General features: G+C 73.2%; 13 protein-coding genes and 1 pseudogene. 4 read left to right on the plus strand and 10 right to left on the minus strand.

Annotated elements, in window-relative coordinates:
* The first annotated feature begins 422 nt into the window (after positions 1 to 422).
* Positions 423 to 1,307, plus strand: coding sequence for an ABC transporter permease (locus ACIGXE_RS02940; RefSeq protein ID WP_399742042.1), 885 nt, complete (start codon positions 423 to 425; stop codon positions 1,305 to 1,307).
* Here ACIGXE_RS02940 and ACIGXE_RS02945 read toward each other — a convergent pair.
* Complete coding sequence (locus tag ACIGXE_RS02945; protein ID WP_399742046.1) at positions 1,252 to 1,953, minus strand: HAD-IA family hydrolase; 702 nt, start codon at positions 1,951 to 1,953, stop codon at positions 1,252 to 1,254. The two genes, ACIGXE_RS02940 and ACIGXE_RS02945, sit on opposite strands and share 56 nt — an antisense overlap.
* Positions 1,954 to 2,222: 269 nt before the next feature.
* Positions 2,223 to 3,692: a peptidoglycan-binding protein gene (locus tag ACIGXE_RS02950; RefSeq protein WP_399742049.1), complete on the minus strand. Its 1,470-nt coding sequence runs from the start codon at positions 3,690 to 3,692 to the stop codon at positions 2,223 to 2,225.
* Positions 3,693 to 3,845: 153 nt separating this feature from the next.
* Between ACIGXE_RS02950 and ACIGXE_RS02955 the strand changes: the two genes are divergently transcribed.
* On the plus strand, positions 3,846 to 5,900 hold the full coding sequence (locus tag ACIGXE_RS02955) for a DHA2 family efflux MFS transporter permease subunit (RefSeq protein WP_399742052.1): 2,055 nt from the start codon (positions 3,846 to 3,848) through the stop codon (positions 5,898 to 5,900).
* A 48-nt stretch (positions 5,901 to 5,948) separates the two neighbouring features.
* Here ACIGXE_RS02955 and ACIGXE_RS02960 read toward each other — a convergent pair whose 3' ends face one another.
* The 6 genes and pseudogenes from ACIGXE_RS02960 to ACIGXE_RS02985 form a co-directional block, all read right to left on the minus strand.
* On the minus strand, positions 5,949 to 6,434 hold the full coding sequence (locus ACIGXE_RS02960) for a GNAT family N-acetyltransferase (RefSeq protein ID WP_399742055.1): 486 nt from the start codon (positions 6,432 to 6,434) through the stop codon (positions 5,949 to 5,951).
* A gap of 62 nt (positions 6,435 to 6,496) precedes the next feature.
* Entirely contained in the window at positions 6,497 to 6,835 is a 339-nt protein-coding gene (locus tag ACIGXE_RS02965) for an antibiotic biosynthesis monooxygenase family protein (protein WP_399742058.1), read from the minus strand.
* A 917-nt stretch (positions 6,836 to 7,752) separates the two neighbouring features.
* Positions 7,753 to 7,917 (minus strand): annotated as a pseudogene (locus ACIGXE_RS02970) (hypothetical protein); the annotation flags it as partial.
* 75 nt (positions 7,918 to 7,992) lie between these two features.
* Positions 7,993 to 8,667 carry an O-methyltransferase gene (locus ACIGXE_RS02975; RefSeq protein ID WP_399742061.1) on the minus strand — a complete coding sequence of 225 codons (675 nt, stop codon included), beginning with the start codon at positions 8,665 to 8,667 and terminating at the stop codon, positions 7,993 to 7,995.
* Positions 8,664 to 9,731 (minus strand): DUF2330 domain-containing protein, encoded by a 1,068-nt coding sequence (locus ACIGXE_RS02980; protein WP_399742065.1) that lies wholly within the window; start codon positions 9,729 to 9,731, stop codon positions 8,664 to 8,666. The genes ACIGXE_RS02975 and ACIGXE_RS02980 overlap by 4 nt, the downstream gene beginning before the upstream one ends.
* Before the next feature lie 212 nt (positions 9,732 to 9,943).
* A complete protein-coding gene (locus tag ACIGXE_RS02985) occupies positions 9,944 to 11,188 on the minus strand; it encodes a cytochrome P450 (protein WP_399742067.1) in 1,245 nt (414 codons plus the stop codon).
* Positions 11,189 to 11,416: 228 nt separating this feature from the next.
* Here ACIGXE_RS02985 and ACIGXE_RS02990 point away from each other — a divergent pair, with 228 nt between their 5' ends.
* Entirely contained in the window at positions 11,417 to 12,586 is a 1,170-nt protein-coding gene (locus ACIGXE_RS02990) for a steroid 3-ketoacyl-CoA thiolase (protein ID WP_399742071.1), read from the plus strand.
* Here ACIGXE_RS02990 and ACIGXE_RS02995 read toward each other — a convergent pair.
* Together ACIGXE_RS02995 and ACIGXE_RS03000 are read right to left on the minus strand one after the other, a co-directional pair.
* Positions 12,570 to 13,673 (minus strand): NAD(P)H-dependent flavin oxidoreductase, encoded by a 1,104-nt coding sequence (locus ACIGXE_RS02995; RefSeq protein ID WP_399742075.1) that lies wholly within the window; start codon positions 13,671 to 13,673, stop codon positions 12,570 to 12,572. The genes ACIGXE_RS02990 and ACIGXE_RS02995 overlap by 17 nt on opposite strands.
* The gene (locus ACIGXE_RS03000) at positions 13,670 to 13,831 is read right to left on the minus strand and encodes a hypothetical protein (RefSeq protein WP_399742078.1); all 162 of its coding nucleotides are present in this window, start codon (positions 13,829 to 13,831) and stop codon (positions 13,670 to 13,672) included. Before ACIGXE_RS03000 ends, ACIGXE_RS02995 begins: the two co-directional genes overlap by 4 nt.
* A gap of 124 nt (positions 13,832 to 13,955) precedes the next feature.
* Between ACIGXE_RS03000 and ACIGXE_RS03005 the strand changes: the two genes are divergently transcribed.
* Positions 13,956 to 14,549 carry a TetR/AcrR family transcriptional regulator gene (locus ACIGXE_RS03005; protein ID WP_399742081.1) on the plus strand — a complete coding sequence of 198 codons (594 nt, stop codon included), beginning with the start codon at positions 13,956 to 13,958 and terminating at the stop codon, positions 14,547 to 14,549.
* The last annotated feature ends 30 nt before the right edge of the window (positions 14,550 to 14,579 follow it).

Here is a 14,579-nt window from a genome sequence, read left to right on the forward strand (position 1 = left end):
TGATGTGGGGGGACCTTGACCGTTGCCGGCGCACGGGGGCGTGGCCCCGGGTGCCGGGCGGCCCGGCCATCGTGGTGGCGCCAGGTTTCTGTGGGGGGTGCGCCAGGTAACAGAGTGGCGACATGGACACGTCACATCAAGGGTGGGGAGGGGGAGGAGTCTGTGAAGGGTGAAGGGTGGAGGGTCGTGCGGAGGGGGGAGGAGTCCGTGAAGGGCGGAGGGGTCCGTGCGGAGGGGGACTCGGTGAGGGGGTGGCTCGGTGCGGAGGGGGGCTCCGTGAAGGGGGCGGCTCGGTGCGGAGGGGGCTCCGTGAAGGGCGCGCCTCGGTCCGGAGGAGCCCGAGCGGGGTGACGGTGCGGCAGGGACGGGGCCCCCGTGCGGCCTTGGGCCTCGCGCGAGGGGGCAGGACCTAGGGTTGGCGCGTGCTTCTGGACGTGAACGCGACCTTCGGGGCGGTGCTCGCCGTTCTGCTCGCCCTCGCGGCCGGAGTCGTCGCGCTCGCCCGTCTGGGCCGGGCGCGCGACACGCTGGTCGCCGGAGCCCGCGCGGCCGTCCAGCTCGTCGTCGTCTCCCTCGTCATCGGCTGGGTCGTCCGCGCGCTGCCGCTGCTGCTCTGCTTCCTGCTGCTGATGTACGCCGTGGCCGTACGGACCGCGGGCCGGCGGGTCGTCCCCGCGCCCGGTCGCGCCTGGCCCTGGGTCGCCGTCCCGATCGCCGCGGGGGTCGTCCCCGTCGTCGCGGCGCTGCTGCTCACCGGCCTCGTGCCGTTGCACGGCGTCACGCTCATCCCGGTCACCGGCATCCTCATCGGCGGCGCGCTCACCGCCACCGTCCTCGGTGGGCGGCGCGCGCTCGACGAGCTCGCGACCCGCAAGGGCGAGGTGGAGGCGGGGCTCGCCCTCGGCCTCCTCGAACGGGACGCGCGCCTGGAGGTGGCGCGCGAGGCCGCGTCCGACGCCCTGCTGCCCGGTATGGACCAGACCCGGACCGTGGGGCTCGTCACCCTCCCGGGCGCCTTCGTCGGCATGCTCCTCGGTGGCGCGTCACCTCTGCGCGCGGGTGCGGTCCAGCTCTTCGTGCTGGTCGCGCTGCTGCTCGTACAGGCGACGGCGGTCGCCGTCACCCTGGAGCTGGTCGCCCGCGGGCGTCTCGTCCGGGCGGAGCGGGGGGAGGGGCTGCGGGGTGAGGGTGTGCGGGGTGAGCGCGTACGTGGAGAGGGTGTACGCGGAGAGGGCGTACAGGGAGACGGGGCTACGCCTCCGAGGGGGCGGCGAACGTGGCTGCGGTGGCGGCGAAGGTCAGAGTGACCGTGCCGTCCGCGCCCGGCTCGACCCTCAGCCCCGTCAGGTCCCGCACATGGACGTCGGGGTCGAACGCGGCCGCCCGCGGACCCACGCCCACGACGCGCATGCCGGCCGCGCGGCCCGCCTGGATCCCGGCCTCGGAGTCCTCGAAGACGACGCAGTCGGCGGGCGCGAAGCCCAGTTCGGCCGCGCCCTTCAGGAAGCCCTCCGGGTCCGGCTTGCTCGCGCTCACGCCCTCCGCGGTGACGCGCGACTCAGGCACCGGAAGCCCCGCCGCCCCCATCCGCGCCTGCGCCAGGGCCTCGTCGGCCGAGGTCACCAGGGCGTGCGGCAGCCGCGCGAGCGAGGCGAGGAACGCGGGCGCGCCCGGCACCGGCACGACGCCGTCGAGGTCGGCGGTCTCCTCGGCGAGCATGACCCGGTTGTCGGCGTAGTTCTCCTCCATCGGGCGGTCCGGCAGGAGGACGGCCATCGTGGCGTACCCCTGGCGTCCGTGCACCACCTTCAGGACCTCGGCCGGGTCGAGACCCTGCCGCTCCGCCCAGCGGCGCCAGCAGCGCTCCACCACGGCGTCCGAGTTCACGAGGGTGCCGTCCATGTCGAGCAGGAGGGCGCGGGTGGTGAGCGACGCCGGGGTGGTGGCGGTCATCAGGGATCTCCAGGAGGGGTGTCGGAGATGAGGGAAGTGCCGGGGTGAGGGAGGGGGTGGTGACGGGTACGAAGCGGTCCCGCTCGCCGGTCAGGGGGTGCGAGCGGGGCCACTTTGTTCCTCCACGATACAAAACGATCGGCGCCCCGCCAAACCTGGTCCGCATCGCGGGCGCCGCCGTCACGTTCCCGCCGGTCAGGAGCCCTTCCCCCGAGTCCGCCTCCGCCCGTGCCCTTGCCCCTGTCTCAGCCCCTGCCCCTGCTGACGCTCTAGTTGCCGCCGTCGCCCGTGCCGTCCGTCTCCGCCTCCAGGGCCTGCCGCGTGTACGGGCCGTAGACGCCCTGCGGGTCGTCGTCGATGTACTTGTACGACTGGTAGACCTCCACGGCGTGCTCGACCTTCCGCGAGTACGAGCCGTTGATCGGGCCGTTGTAGAGCCAGAGCTCCCGCAGGCGGCGCTGCAGCTCCTCCACCTCCGGGCCCGACGAGCCGAGGCTCAGGGTCGGCCCCGCAGGGGGGCGCGTGCTTCCGGTCGACGCACTCGCCCCCGGTCTCGTCGTTCCGGTACCCGACCCGCGGGTGGGAGCCGGGGCGCTCGCCGAGGAGCGCGCGCGGGTGCCCGCCGGGGACGGCGAGGCGGATCTCGGGGTCTGCGACGGAGTCGCCGAGGTCGAAGGTGACGCGGAAGGGGTGGTGGTCGGCGCCTCGGAGACGGCGACGTTCTCGGAGGCACTGGTGGTGACCTCGGGGACGCCGGCCCGGTCCTCGGTGTCGTCGCCGCCGATCAGCGCGGCGGCGAGGGCCGCGGTGCCGATGACGGCCGCCGCGACGACGCCCGCGATCACGGCCCCGCGGCCACGGCCACGCCCGCGCTCCCGCCCCTCGGGGGCGTACGCGATCGTGTGCGCGAGTTCGTCGCCGTACGGTTCGCCGAGCCCGCCCGCGTAACCGTCCGCCTCGTACGCGGCCCCGGCCCCGTATCCGGCCCCCGCCCCGGCCCCGTATCCGGCCCCCGCCCCGTATCCGGCCCCCGCCCCGGCCCCGTATCCGGCCCCCGCCCCGGCCACGGCCCCGTATCCGGCCCCCGCCGCGTACGCGGCCCCAGCCCCGTACGCGGTGCCCGTTCCCGGCGCGTTTCCGGCTGCCCCGTACGCGCTTCCCTCCCCGTACGCCGTCGCCGGATCCGTGCCACGCGGCAGCAGCGGCGTCGTCGCCGGTCCCCCGTCCGGAGCAGCCGCCCAAGCGTCACCCGCCTGGGGGCCCGCCGCCTGACCCCCCGTCCGCGGATCCCCGGCCGGCGCCCCAGGCCCCGGCGCCTGCCCCTGCCCGACCGCATCCGGCACCCGCGTCGGCGCCTCGGGCGGCAGCGGCCCCGCGGGCGGCAGTGGCCCCGCGGGCGACAGCGGGCCCGCCGGCGGCCCCGCCACGGGCGGCAGCACGGCCGTCTCCTCCGCCGCGCCCGGCCCCGCGCCCGGCCCTGCGCCCAGTCCGGAGCCCGCGCCCGACCCCGCGCCCGGCCCGGAGGTCGCGCCCGGCCCCGCGCCCGGCCCGGAGGCCGCGCCCGGCTCCATGACCGTCCCCGCTCCCGCGTCCTCCGGCGCGTTCAGCGTCACGTACGGCCGGATGCGCAGCGGATCGAAGTCCTCGGCCGCGGCCTGCTGTGCGGCCTGCGCCGCCGCTCGCTCGCAGGCGCAGCCGGGTCTGTGTACGCCGCATTCAAGACAGACGTGTCCGGACATCGCTGGGTCCCCTCCCCATTTCAACTGCGAGCGATTATGCAGTCCGCTCGCGGCCGCAGGGTGAACAGCTGTGCCGGCTCCGCAGGCCAGAACGGGCCAAACACCCCAGGATGGACTCCAGAACGGACCCTGGTCGGAGGACGAGGAGGCCCTATGGCCCAGGAGACACGCGTGCCGCAGGCAGGCGGCGGCCCCGTGCCGGGGGAGGGGCAGAGCCACCGCACCGTCGTCGTCGCCATCGGCGCGCTGCTGCTCGGCATGCTCCTCGCGGCACTCGACCAGACCATCGTCTCCACCGCCCTGCCGACCATCGTCAGCGAACTCGGCGGCATGGAGCACCTGTCCTGGGTCGTCACCGCCTACATGCTGGCCTCGACCGCCGCCACGCCCCTCTGGGGCAAGCTCGGCGACCAGTACGGACGCAAGAAGCTGTTCCAGGGCGCCATCGTCCTGTTCCTCATCGGCTCCGCGCTCTGCGGCATCGCCCAGAACATGCCCCAGCTCATCGCCTTCCGGGCGGTCCAGGGCCTCGGCGGCGGCGGGCTGATCGTGCTGTCGATGGCGATCGTGGGCGACCTCGTGTCGCCCCGCGAACGCGGCCGTTACCAGGGCCTCTTCGGCGCCGTGTTCGGCACCACCAGCGTCCTCGGCCCGCTGCTCGGCGGTCTGTTCACCGAACACCTCTCCTGGCGCTGGGTCTTCTACATCAACCTGCCCATCGGCGTGGTCGCCCTCTTCGTCATCGCCGCCGTGCTGCACATCCCGGTCGGCACCAGACGGCACACCATCGACTACCTCGGCACCCTCCTCATCGCCTCGGTCGCCACCTGCCTCGTCCTGGTCGCCTCCCTCGGCGGCACCACCTGGGCGTGGGACTCGCCGCAGATCATCGGGCTCGCCGTCCTCGGAGCCGTCCTCCTCGTCTGGTTCGTCCAGGTCGAGCGGCGGGCGGCCGAACCGGTGCTCCCCCTCAAGCTGTTCCGGATCAGGACCTTCACCCTCGTCTCCGTCATCAGCTTCGTCGTCGGCTTCGCCATGTTCGGCGCGATGACCTACCTCCCGACCTTCCTGCAGATCGTGCAGGGCGTCAGCCCGACCATGTCCGGCGTGCACATGCTGCCGATGGTCGTGGGCATGTTCCTCATGTCGACCGCCTCCGGGCAGATCGTCTCCCGTACGGGCCGGTGGAAGGTCTTCCCGATGGCCGGCACCGCCGTCACCGCCATCGGTCTGCTGCTCCTGCACCGGCTGACCGAGACCAGCTCGACCTGGGAGATGAGCGTCTACTTCTTCGTCTTCGGCGCCGGGCTCGGGCTCGTCATCCAGGTCCTCGTCCTCGTCGTGCAGAACGCGGTCTCCTACCGTGACCTCGGCGTCGCCACCTCCGGGGCCACCTTCTTCCGTTCCATCGGCGCCTCCTTCGGTGTCGCCGTCTTCGGCACGATCTTCACCAACGGCCTCACCGAGAAACTGGCGGACGCCCTCGCCGGGGAGGCGCTGCCGCCGGGCGCCGGAGCCGCGGAGCTCGCCGCCGACCCGCGGGCCCTCGCCGACCTCCCGCCCGACCTGCGCCCCGCCGTCCTCCACGCCTACGCCACGTCCATCACCGACGTGTTCCTCTACGCGGCGCCCGTGGTGCTCGTCGCCTTCGTCGTCGCCTGCTTCCTCAAGGAGGACCGGCTGCGGGGCTCCGTCACGGCGCCCGACACCAGCCAGACCGTGGCCTCCAACCCCGTCCAGCGCTCCTCGTACGACGAATGCGCCCGTGCGCTGTCCGTCCTCGGCTCGCGCGAGGGCCGCAAGAGGATCTACGAGAAGATCACCGCCCGCGCCGGGCTCGACCTGCTGCCCGCCGCGAGCTGGCTGCTGCTGCGGGTCCGCCGCGACGGGGCCGTCGAGCCCGCGCGGCTCGCCGAGGCCACCCCCGTACCCCTACGGGCGATCACCGAGGGCGGCCGGCAGCTGGAGGAGCGGCGCCTCGTGGCCCGGGAAGGGGTCCAGCTGGTGCTCACCGAGGAGGGGGCCATGACGGCCGTACGGCTCGCCAAGGCGCGCGAGGACTCGCTGTCCGAGCTCCTCGGCGACTGGTGGGGACCGGACCGGCCCACCGACCTCGTCCGCCTCGTGGAGGAGCTCACCGCCGAACTCGGCGGCTCGGACGCGGAACGCCCCGGCTCCCCGGAACCGCCCCGCGACCACCACGCGTAGCCCCTCGGGGCCGGTGCGCACCCCGGCCGGCCCACACCCCCAGAGCTCCTACAGCTCCTTGCCGTACCAGATCTCCATGTACGGCCCCGAGCAGTACGCCGGGATCTCCGCGTAGCCGTGCCGCGTGTACAGCGCCCGTGCCTCCACCAGGTCCAGGCGGGTGTTCAGCACCATCCGGCGGGCGCCGAGCTCGCGGGCCGCGTCCTCCAGGTGTCCGAGCAGCGCGCCCGCGCCGCCCTTGCCGCGGAAGTCGTGGCGCAGGAACACCCGGGTCAGCTCGGCGCGCTCCCCGTCCAGCATCAGCACCCCGCCGCACCCGGCCGCCCGGCCGTCGTGGCGCGCCACGAAGAACTGTCCGGTCGGCGGCGTCAGGAGCTCGGCGCCGTCGTCCGTCAGACCCTCGTCTATCTCCGCCTCGGTCGCGGGGCGCTTCCAGTAGCGGCCGGCGACGTCGCCGTAGTAGTCGCGGCGGAGGGCGGTGGCGTCCGGGGTGTCGACGCGCTCGGGGGAGAAGATCCAGGTCATGGGCGCCATTCTCGGCGCGCGAGGGCCCGCGGCGCCCCCGAATTACCTCGGGGGCCGCCGGGTGGCGCCCGCTACTTGGGGGACGCCTGCTGGACGACCTCGAACGACCACAGCGTCGACCCCGTCGCGGCGGGCTTGGGCCGCTCTCCGCCCTCGCCGCCCTCGCCGCCGGAGGTGCCCTGGTGGGCGGCCTGCATGGAGCCCTTCATCCAGTTCTGGAAGTCCTCCTCGCTGCGCCAGCGGGTGTACACCAGGTACTGGTCGGTGCCCTCCAGCGGGCGCAGCAGCTCGAACCACTCGAAGCCGTCCGAACCCTCGACGGAGCCTGCGCGGGACGCGAAGCGCTGCTCCAGGACCTCCCGCTGCTCGGCCGGGACGGTCAGTACGTTGATCTTCACCACACTGGGCACATGACACCTCTCAGGAAGCACAGGCCGGGCACCGCACCTGGCCTTGATCACCTTGTGTGCAGTCTCCTACATCCGCCGGTCAAGGCGACGTGAGGACGACTCGCAGGCGTCGCCCGGGCGGGGCGGCCACGTGGCGGCTGCTGCCGACACCGTGGGGCTACCGCTGCGCCCACCACGTTCCCACGGCCCCGCCGGCGGTGGTGACCAGGGCGATGAGCCATCCAGGGATGCGCTGAATGGTCAAGTGAAGCCCGCCGGAGCGTAGTTCCAGAGCTGGGGGTGGTGTGGCGTCCGCGCTGTGGTTCATGTCGGCGTCCTCACGGGTGGATTTGCTCGGCTTGGGCTGCATGTCCTGTGGCTCCTGTCGCGCGCCGTTGCGTGACGTGGGTGAAGGAAGGAAGGGCACTGCGCCACGACGCGGGGTCACCGGTCGAGGCCGACGTCATGCGTGGATCAGAGATGTCCCGGCCGATGTCGGCCACTTCGCCGTCCCAGACGGCGGGTTCGACATGCGGATCAGTGGCGACACGGGCCTGGAGGTGCTCCGAGCGCAGGTCAGGGGCTTCGTCGTCCCCACGGCATATCGCGCTGTTCGCGGGTCCAGGCTATCTCCCCGTACCCCCGGCCCGTCACTGTCCGTATGTGTACAAAACAAGGGGTGCCACTTTGACACTCTGGACACCGACACGACGGAGTGGACTCTTGGCAGTCTCGATTCAGCGCGGTATCGGTGCGTCTGACGTGCGGTTGAAAGGTCGTCGCCGCCGCACGTCCGGCCCTGCCGGTGTGCAGGTCGTAGCGCTGGAGTCTGTGCAGGGTCAGGGGTGCGTACACGCGCATGCCGCGCGGCAGACGACGGTCGAACTCCGCGACGGGGCGGATGTGTCCGGTGGGCAAGGGGCTTCGGTGCCCCTCCGGACCATCGCGCTGATCACGTCGTCGCGGACGAGGACCTGCGGGTGGACCAGGAGGTGGATTCCGCGCCCGTGGCGCGACGGCTCGATCGTCACAGAGGTCACCAGGAACGGCATGTCGTCGGTGACCTCCTCGACGACGGAGTGGCTGGAGGTCCAGCCGTGTTCCCCTCCGGGAGAGGGGCCGGGCGGCAGCCGGCTACCGCTGTCGCGGTGCCGAGCGGGCCGCCCGGCCGTCTCGGGCTAGCTCACGACGCGCGCGATCAGCAGCCCGTCGTAGCCCTTCGTGCCGACGACCTGGAAGGCCGTGGCGTCCAACCGGGGCTCGCGGGCGACCAGTTCGAACATCTCGCGGGTGCCGGTGATCGACGGGTCGTCCGGGTGCTCCGTGGCCACCTTGCCCGCGCGTCCGACGTTGTCGACCACGATGAGGCTGCCGGGCCGGGAGAGCTTCAGCGCCCAGGAGACGTAGTGCGGGTTGTTGACCTTGTCCGCGTCGATGAAGACGAAGTCGAACGGGCCCGCCCCCTCCTGTTCCAGGAGCTGCAGGGTGTCCAGGGCCGCGCCCGTACGGACCTCGACGATCTTGTCGAGGCCGGCGCGCGCGATGTTGCCGCGCGCCACGTCCGCGTGCTTCGGGTCGTACTCCAGGGTGACGAGCCGGCCGTCGGCGGGCAGTGCGCGGGCCAGCCAGATGGTGCTGTAGCCGCCGAGGGTGCCGATCTCCAGGACGTTCTTCGCGCCCTGTGCCGCGACGAGCAGGTGGAGCAGCTTGCCCTGGTTGGGAGCGACGGCGATCTCGGGCAGTCCGGCCGCCGTGGAGTCGGCGAGCGCGGCGGCGAGCGCGTCGTCGGCCGGGACGAGCAGGTCGGTGAAGTAGCGGTCGACGGTGGTCCATTGGGCTTGGTCGTTGCTCATGGGGCCGAACGTACACCGGCCCGCGCGTGCCGTGTCCGAGCCGCGGCGAAGCCGCCCGCCGTCAGGAGCAGCAGTGCGCCGGCCACGGTGAGGAGCCAGACCGGGACCTCGCCGACCGTCCACAGGCGGTCGTGCCAGACGATCTCGCGGTACGGGGTGTCGGCGGACGCCCGGACGAGTTCGTGATCGCCGTCGATGCGGGACGGCTCGGGGAAGGACTGGTCGACGGCGGTGAGGAACACCGGGCCCGTGCCGGTGAGTTCGGCGAGGGCGCCCTCCGGCCTGTCGACGGTGCCCGCGAAGAGCACCTCGGGCCGGTCGCCGCCGATGCGGTCGCGCGGCTCCATCCGGTGTGCGGACAGCACGAAGAGCCCGAGGGACTGCGGGGTGGTGGCCAGTCGGGAGAGCCGCATCGGGTAGACGGGCCGGTCGTTGGCGAAGCTGATGCGCAGCGGGTCGAGGGCGCCGTACAGCTTCTCGCCGGACCGCTCGGGGGCGAGGCGGACGGCGACGTACTCCCACTTCCGCTCGACGTAGGGGCGCAGCGCGGTGGAGAGCCGGTCGGAGAGTTCGAAGCCGTTGCGGTGCAGCCAGGTGCTCAGGGCCGTCGGGTCGGTGGCGGTGAGGCGGGCCACGTCGAAGGGGCCGAGCCGTTCGCGGCCGACGACGCCGACGCCGGAGCCGGCCTTCCCGGGAGGCGCCGCGGCGCCGGCCGTGTCCCCGGTGGCGAAGGGCCAGTCGTCGCCGCGCGGCCAGAAGTAGTCGCGGTCCCGGTGCTCGGGCGCGGTGAGCCGGTCGAGTTCGTCGAAGAGCCCCGGGTCGCCGAGGGTGACGTCGGCCCGGTGCGGCACCGGCATGATCCAGGCGGCCCGGTCGGCGTCGCCGTGGACGGTGAAGCGCATGACGATCTGTTCGGTGCCGGTCCGCTCGTCCCAGCGCACGGCCGAGGTCTCCCGGTCGACGCCGATCCGCGCCATCTGGTTGGTGACCATGGCGCCGCAGCCGCAGGCGTAGGCCGGCGCGACGAGCGAGCCGAGCTGGAGCGCGAGCAGCGCGACGATCATCGTGAGAAGTCTGTGTGTCCCCCGCATGCCTGCTCCGACGCGTAAGGGGAGCGCCCGGTTCCACCCACCTGCCGGCGCCCGTGGTCCCCGCGGCGGGAGGCAGGGCGGGTGGCGCGGCGGGAGGCAGGGCGGGTGGCGCGGCGGGAGGCGGGGCGGGTGGCGCGGCGGGAGGCGGGGCGGTTGCCCGGAGGCAGGGGCGCCCCGCCCCCGGGTCAGGCCACTCTGACCTGGAGCTCCTTGATGCCGTTGAGCCAGGCCGCCCGCAGGCGTCGCGGGTCGCCGGCGAGGGTGAGGTCGGGCAGTTCGTCGGCGAGCGCCTCGAAGATCAGCTCGATCTCCTTGATGGCGAGGGACTTGCCGAGGCAGAAGTGCGGGCCGCCGCCCCCGAAGCCGAGGTGCGGGTTGGGGTCGCGGGTGATGTCGAAGGTCTCGGGGTTCTCGAAGACCTCGGGGTCGTTGTTGGCGGAGGAGTAGAAGAGGCCGATCCGGTCGCCCTTGCGGATCTTCTGGCCGCCGAGTTCGGTGTCCTGGGTGGCGGTCCGCTGGAAGGAGACCACGGGGGTGGCCCAGCGCACGATCTCCTCGGCGGCGGTCGCGGGGCGCTCCCGTTTGTAGAGCTCCCACTGGTCGGGGTGCGTCAGGAAGGCGTGCATGCCGTGGCTGATGGCGTTGCGGGTGGTCTCGTTGCCGGCGACGGCGAGCAGCAGGACGAAGAAGCCGAACTCGTCGGAGGACAGGTTGCCCTGGCCCTCGGCGGCGACCAGCTGGGACACGATGTCCTGGGCGGGGCACTCCTTGCGGGTGGCGGCGAGGTTCATGGAGTAGCCGATGAGCTCCATGGCGGCCTCGGCGCCGATCTCCTCGGTGATCGCGTACTCGGGGTCGTCGTACGCGACCATCTTGTTCGACCAGTCGAAGATGCGGGCGCGGTCCTGCTGGGGGACGCCGATGAGTTCGGCGATGGCCTGGAGGGGCAGTTCGACGGCGACCTTGGTGACGAAGTCGAAGGCGCCGTCCCGGCCCGCGGCCTCCTTGGCCTCCGCGACGATGGCGCGGGCGCGGTCGCGCAGCGCGGTCTCCAGGCCGCGGATCGCGCGCGGGGTGAAGCCGCGCTGCACGATCTGGCGGACCCGGCTGTGCTCGGGCGGGTCCATGTTGAGCATGATCAGCTTCTGGACCTCGATCTGGTCCCGGGTGATGTGCTCGTTGAAGCGGATGACGGCGGTGTTCTCGTTGGAGGAGAACAGCTCGGGGTGGGTGGAGACGTACTTGACGTCGGCGTGGCGGGTCACCGCCCAGTAGCCCTCGTCGGCGAAGCCGGTGACGCCGGGGGGCTGGGCGCACCACCAGACGGGTGCCGTCTGCCGCAGCCGCGTGAACTCCGGGTGGGGGACGCGGCTCTGCAGCAGATCGGGGTCGGTGGCGTCGAACCCTTCGGAGAGATGGGGGCAGCGCATCGGCAACACACTCCATATCTGATGGACCATCAGAAGTTGCCGGGAAAGGTAGTAACGAGTTCTACAAGTAGCAAGGCGCGCGGCGGGAACTGTTGCGTCCCGGACCCTTGCGTACCGGCGGTAGCAGTCATAAGACTGCACTCAGAACTAGAACGCGTACTAGTTCCACGTGACGTCGACCGGGAAGGGTGCCGGGACACCCCCGCCGGGCGAGGAGAGGACGAGCTCATGGCCGCGGAACCCGTCATCGTCGAAGCCGTACGCACGCCCATCGGCAGGCGCGGAGGCGCGCTCGCCAACCTCCACCCCGCCTACCTGCTCGGCGAGACCTACCGTGAACTCCTCGGCCGCACCGGCATCCACGCCGACTGCGTCGAGCAGATCGTCGGCGGCACCGTCACCCACGCCGGCGAGCAGTCCATGAACCCCGCCCGCACCGCCTGGCTCGCCATGGGGCTCCCCTACGAGACCGCCGCCACCACCGTCGACTGCCAGTGCGGATCCTCGCAGCAGGCGAGCCACATGGTGGCCAACATGGTCGCCGCCGGCGTCATCGACATCGGCATCTCCTGCGGCGTCGAGGCCATGTCCCGGGTGCCGCTCGGCTCGGGCTCGAAGCACGGCCCGGGCAAGCCGTTCCCCGACGAGTGGAACGTCGACCTGCCCAACCAGTTCGAGGCCGCCGAGCGCATCGCCCGCAACCGCGGCCTCACGCGTGAACGCGTCGACTCCCTCGGCCTGCTCTCCCAGGAACGCGCCGCCGCGGCCTGGTCCGAGGAGCGCTTCAAGCGCGAGACCTTCGCCGTCCAGGTCCCGACGACCGAGGAGGAGCAGCACGCCGGGCAGGGCATGTGGCGGCTCGTCGACCGCGACGAGGGACTGCGCGACACCAGCATGGAGGCCCTGGCAAGGCTCAAGCCGGTCATGCCGACCGCGATCCACACCGCCGGGAACTCCTCGCAGATCTCCGACGGCGCCTCCGCCCTCATGTGGGCCTCCAAGCGCATGGCCCGCGCCCTGAAGCTGCGGCCGAGGGCCCGGATCGTCGCCCAGGCCCTGGTCGGCGCCGACCCGCACTACCACCTCGACGGTCCCGTCGACGCGACCCGCGCGGTGCTCGGCAAGGCCGGCATGTCGCTCAAGGACATCGACCTCGTCGAGATCAACGAGGCCTTCGCGTCGGTGGTGCTGAGCTGGGCGCAGGTCTTCGACCAGGACCTGGAGAGGGTCAACGTCAACGGCGGCGCCATCGCCCTCGGCCACCCCGTCGGCGCCACCGGCGCCCGGCTGATCACCACCGCGCTGCACGAGCTCGAACGCACGGACAAGGAGTTCGCGCTGATCACGATGTGCGCGGGCGGCGCGCTGGCGACCGGGACGATCATCCAGCGGCTGTAGCCGGAGCCGGGCCGGCGGGGCCGGCGCCCCGCCCGTCCGCGTCCGCCGCGAGCGCCGCCAGGAACTCCGCCGCCGCCACGCCGGGCCGGCTGAGCCCCGCCGCCTGGCCGGCCCACAGGTTCAGGTACTCCGGGCGCTCCTGCTCCGCCGCGGCCCGCCGGATGGGCCGCATCAGCACGTTCTGCAGCGGATACGGCGGTACGTGCTCCTCGTGGGCCGCCATCTCCCGTACGAAGCGATTGGGGATGCCCCGCGCCGTGCGGCCGGAGAACAGCCTGGTCAACACCGTCGTACGGGCCTCCGGGGTGCCGAGCGCGCGGCGGTGCGCGGGGCTCGCGCCCGACTCGCGGGCGGCCAGGAAGCCGGTGCCGATCTGGACCGCGTCGGCACCGAGGGCGAGGGCGGCGGCGACCCCCCGCCCGTCGGCGATGCCGCCCGCCGCGACGACCGGCACCGCGACCGCGTCCACCACCTGCGGGACCAGCGAGAAGGTGCCGACCAGGGACTCCCGTACGGGTCGCAGGAACGCGCCCCGGTGGCCTCCGGCGTCACTGCCGGAGGCGACCACCGCGTCCACCCCGGCCGCTTCGAGGGCGACGGCCTCCGCCACCGTGGTCGCCGTACCGATCAGGACGATCCCGCGCCGCCGCGCCTCCGTCACCAGACGGACCGGCGGCAGCCCCATGACCAGGCTGACGGCGGGCGGGGCGGCGGCGAGGAGTGCGTCGAGCTGGGCGTCGAAGTCCGGCCACGCGGCGTGCTCGGCGGCGGTCGGCGCGGTGACGCCGAGCTCCGCGTAGTACGGGCGGAGCCGTTCGGTGTGAGCCGCGAGGTCGAGGGGGCCGGCGCCCTCGCCCTCCTGCGGCACCCACAGGTTCACCGCGAAGGGCCGGTCCGTGGCCGCCTTCAGCCGGGCGACCAGGGTGCTGATCCCCTCCGGCGCCAGGACATGGGCCCCGTACGAGCCGAGCCCGCCGCCCTCCGAGACCGCGACGGTCAGCTCCACCGAGGACAGTCCGCCGCCGAACGGGCCTTGCACGATCGGCAGGTCGAGGGGGAGCAGCTCGCCGAGCCGCCCGGGCCTCACGCCGCCACCTCCGCCGAAGCGATCGGCCCCGCCGCCCGCCGGGTGCCGCCGTCGCCGTCCGGGACGGCGACGGCGCGGATCGGGGCGGCGGCGCGGGTGGGGACAACGGCGCCGGTCGGGGCGGTGGCGCCGATCGGGGGGAACGCGGATGCAGCCATGGGACGGGCCTCCTGGTTCGCGGCGGGCTCGGGCGCCCGCCGACGAGCAGGAACACTAGACGACCGGTCAACTAAAATTCCACCCCGGCCGTCACGCATAGTTGACCGCTCGTATAGTGAGCGCATGGGACGCACCAGCACGGCGAAGGAACGGCTCGTCGACGTCACCGGCGAGCTCCTGCGCGGCCGCGGCTACGGCAGCCTCGGCGTCGCCGAGATCTGCGCCCGCGCCGACGTGAAGAAGGGCAGCTTCTACTACTTCTTCGAGTCGAAGCAGGCCCTGACCGTCGAGGTCCTGGACGCCTACTGGCGCGAGGAGCGGGCGGCCTGGACGGCCGGCCTGACCGCCTCCGCCCCCGCCCTGGACCGGCTGCGGACCCTGCTCGAACGGGCCTCCGCCCTGCAGCGGCGGGGCAAGGAGGAGACCGGCACCGTCGACGGCTGCCTCCTCGGCAACCTGGCCCTGGAGCTCAGCACTCAGGAGCCGGACGTGCGGGACCGCCTCGACGCGATCTTCGACGAGCAGATCGAGCTGATCGCCGGCGTGCTGGCGGAGGCGGCCGAGGAGGGCGCGATCCCGGCCGACCGCGCCGGGACGCCGCTCGCCCGGGCGATCGTCGCCCAGCTCGAAGGACTCGTGCTGCTCGCCAAGCTCAAGAACGACCCGGCGGTCCTCGACGGGCTGTGGCCGCAGGTCAGGATGCTGCTCGGCGCGTGAGAACGCCGCAGGCCCCGCCCCTCCGTGAGG

Source organism: Streptomyces sp. NPDC053431, assembly GCF_044544925.1.
Classification (GTDB): Bacteria; Actinomycetota; Actinomycetes; order Streptomycetales; family Streptomycetaceae; genus Streptomyces.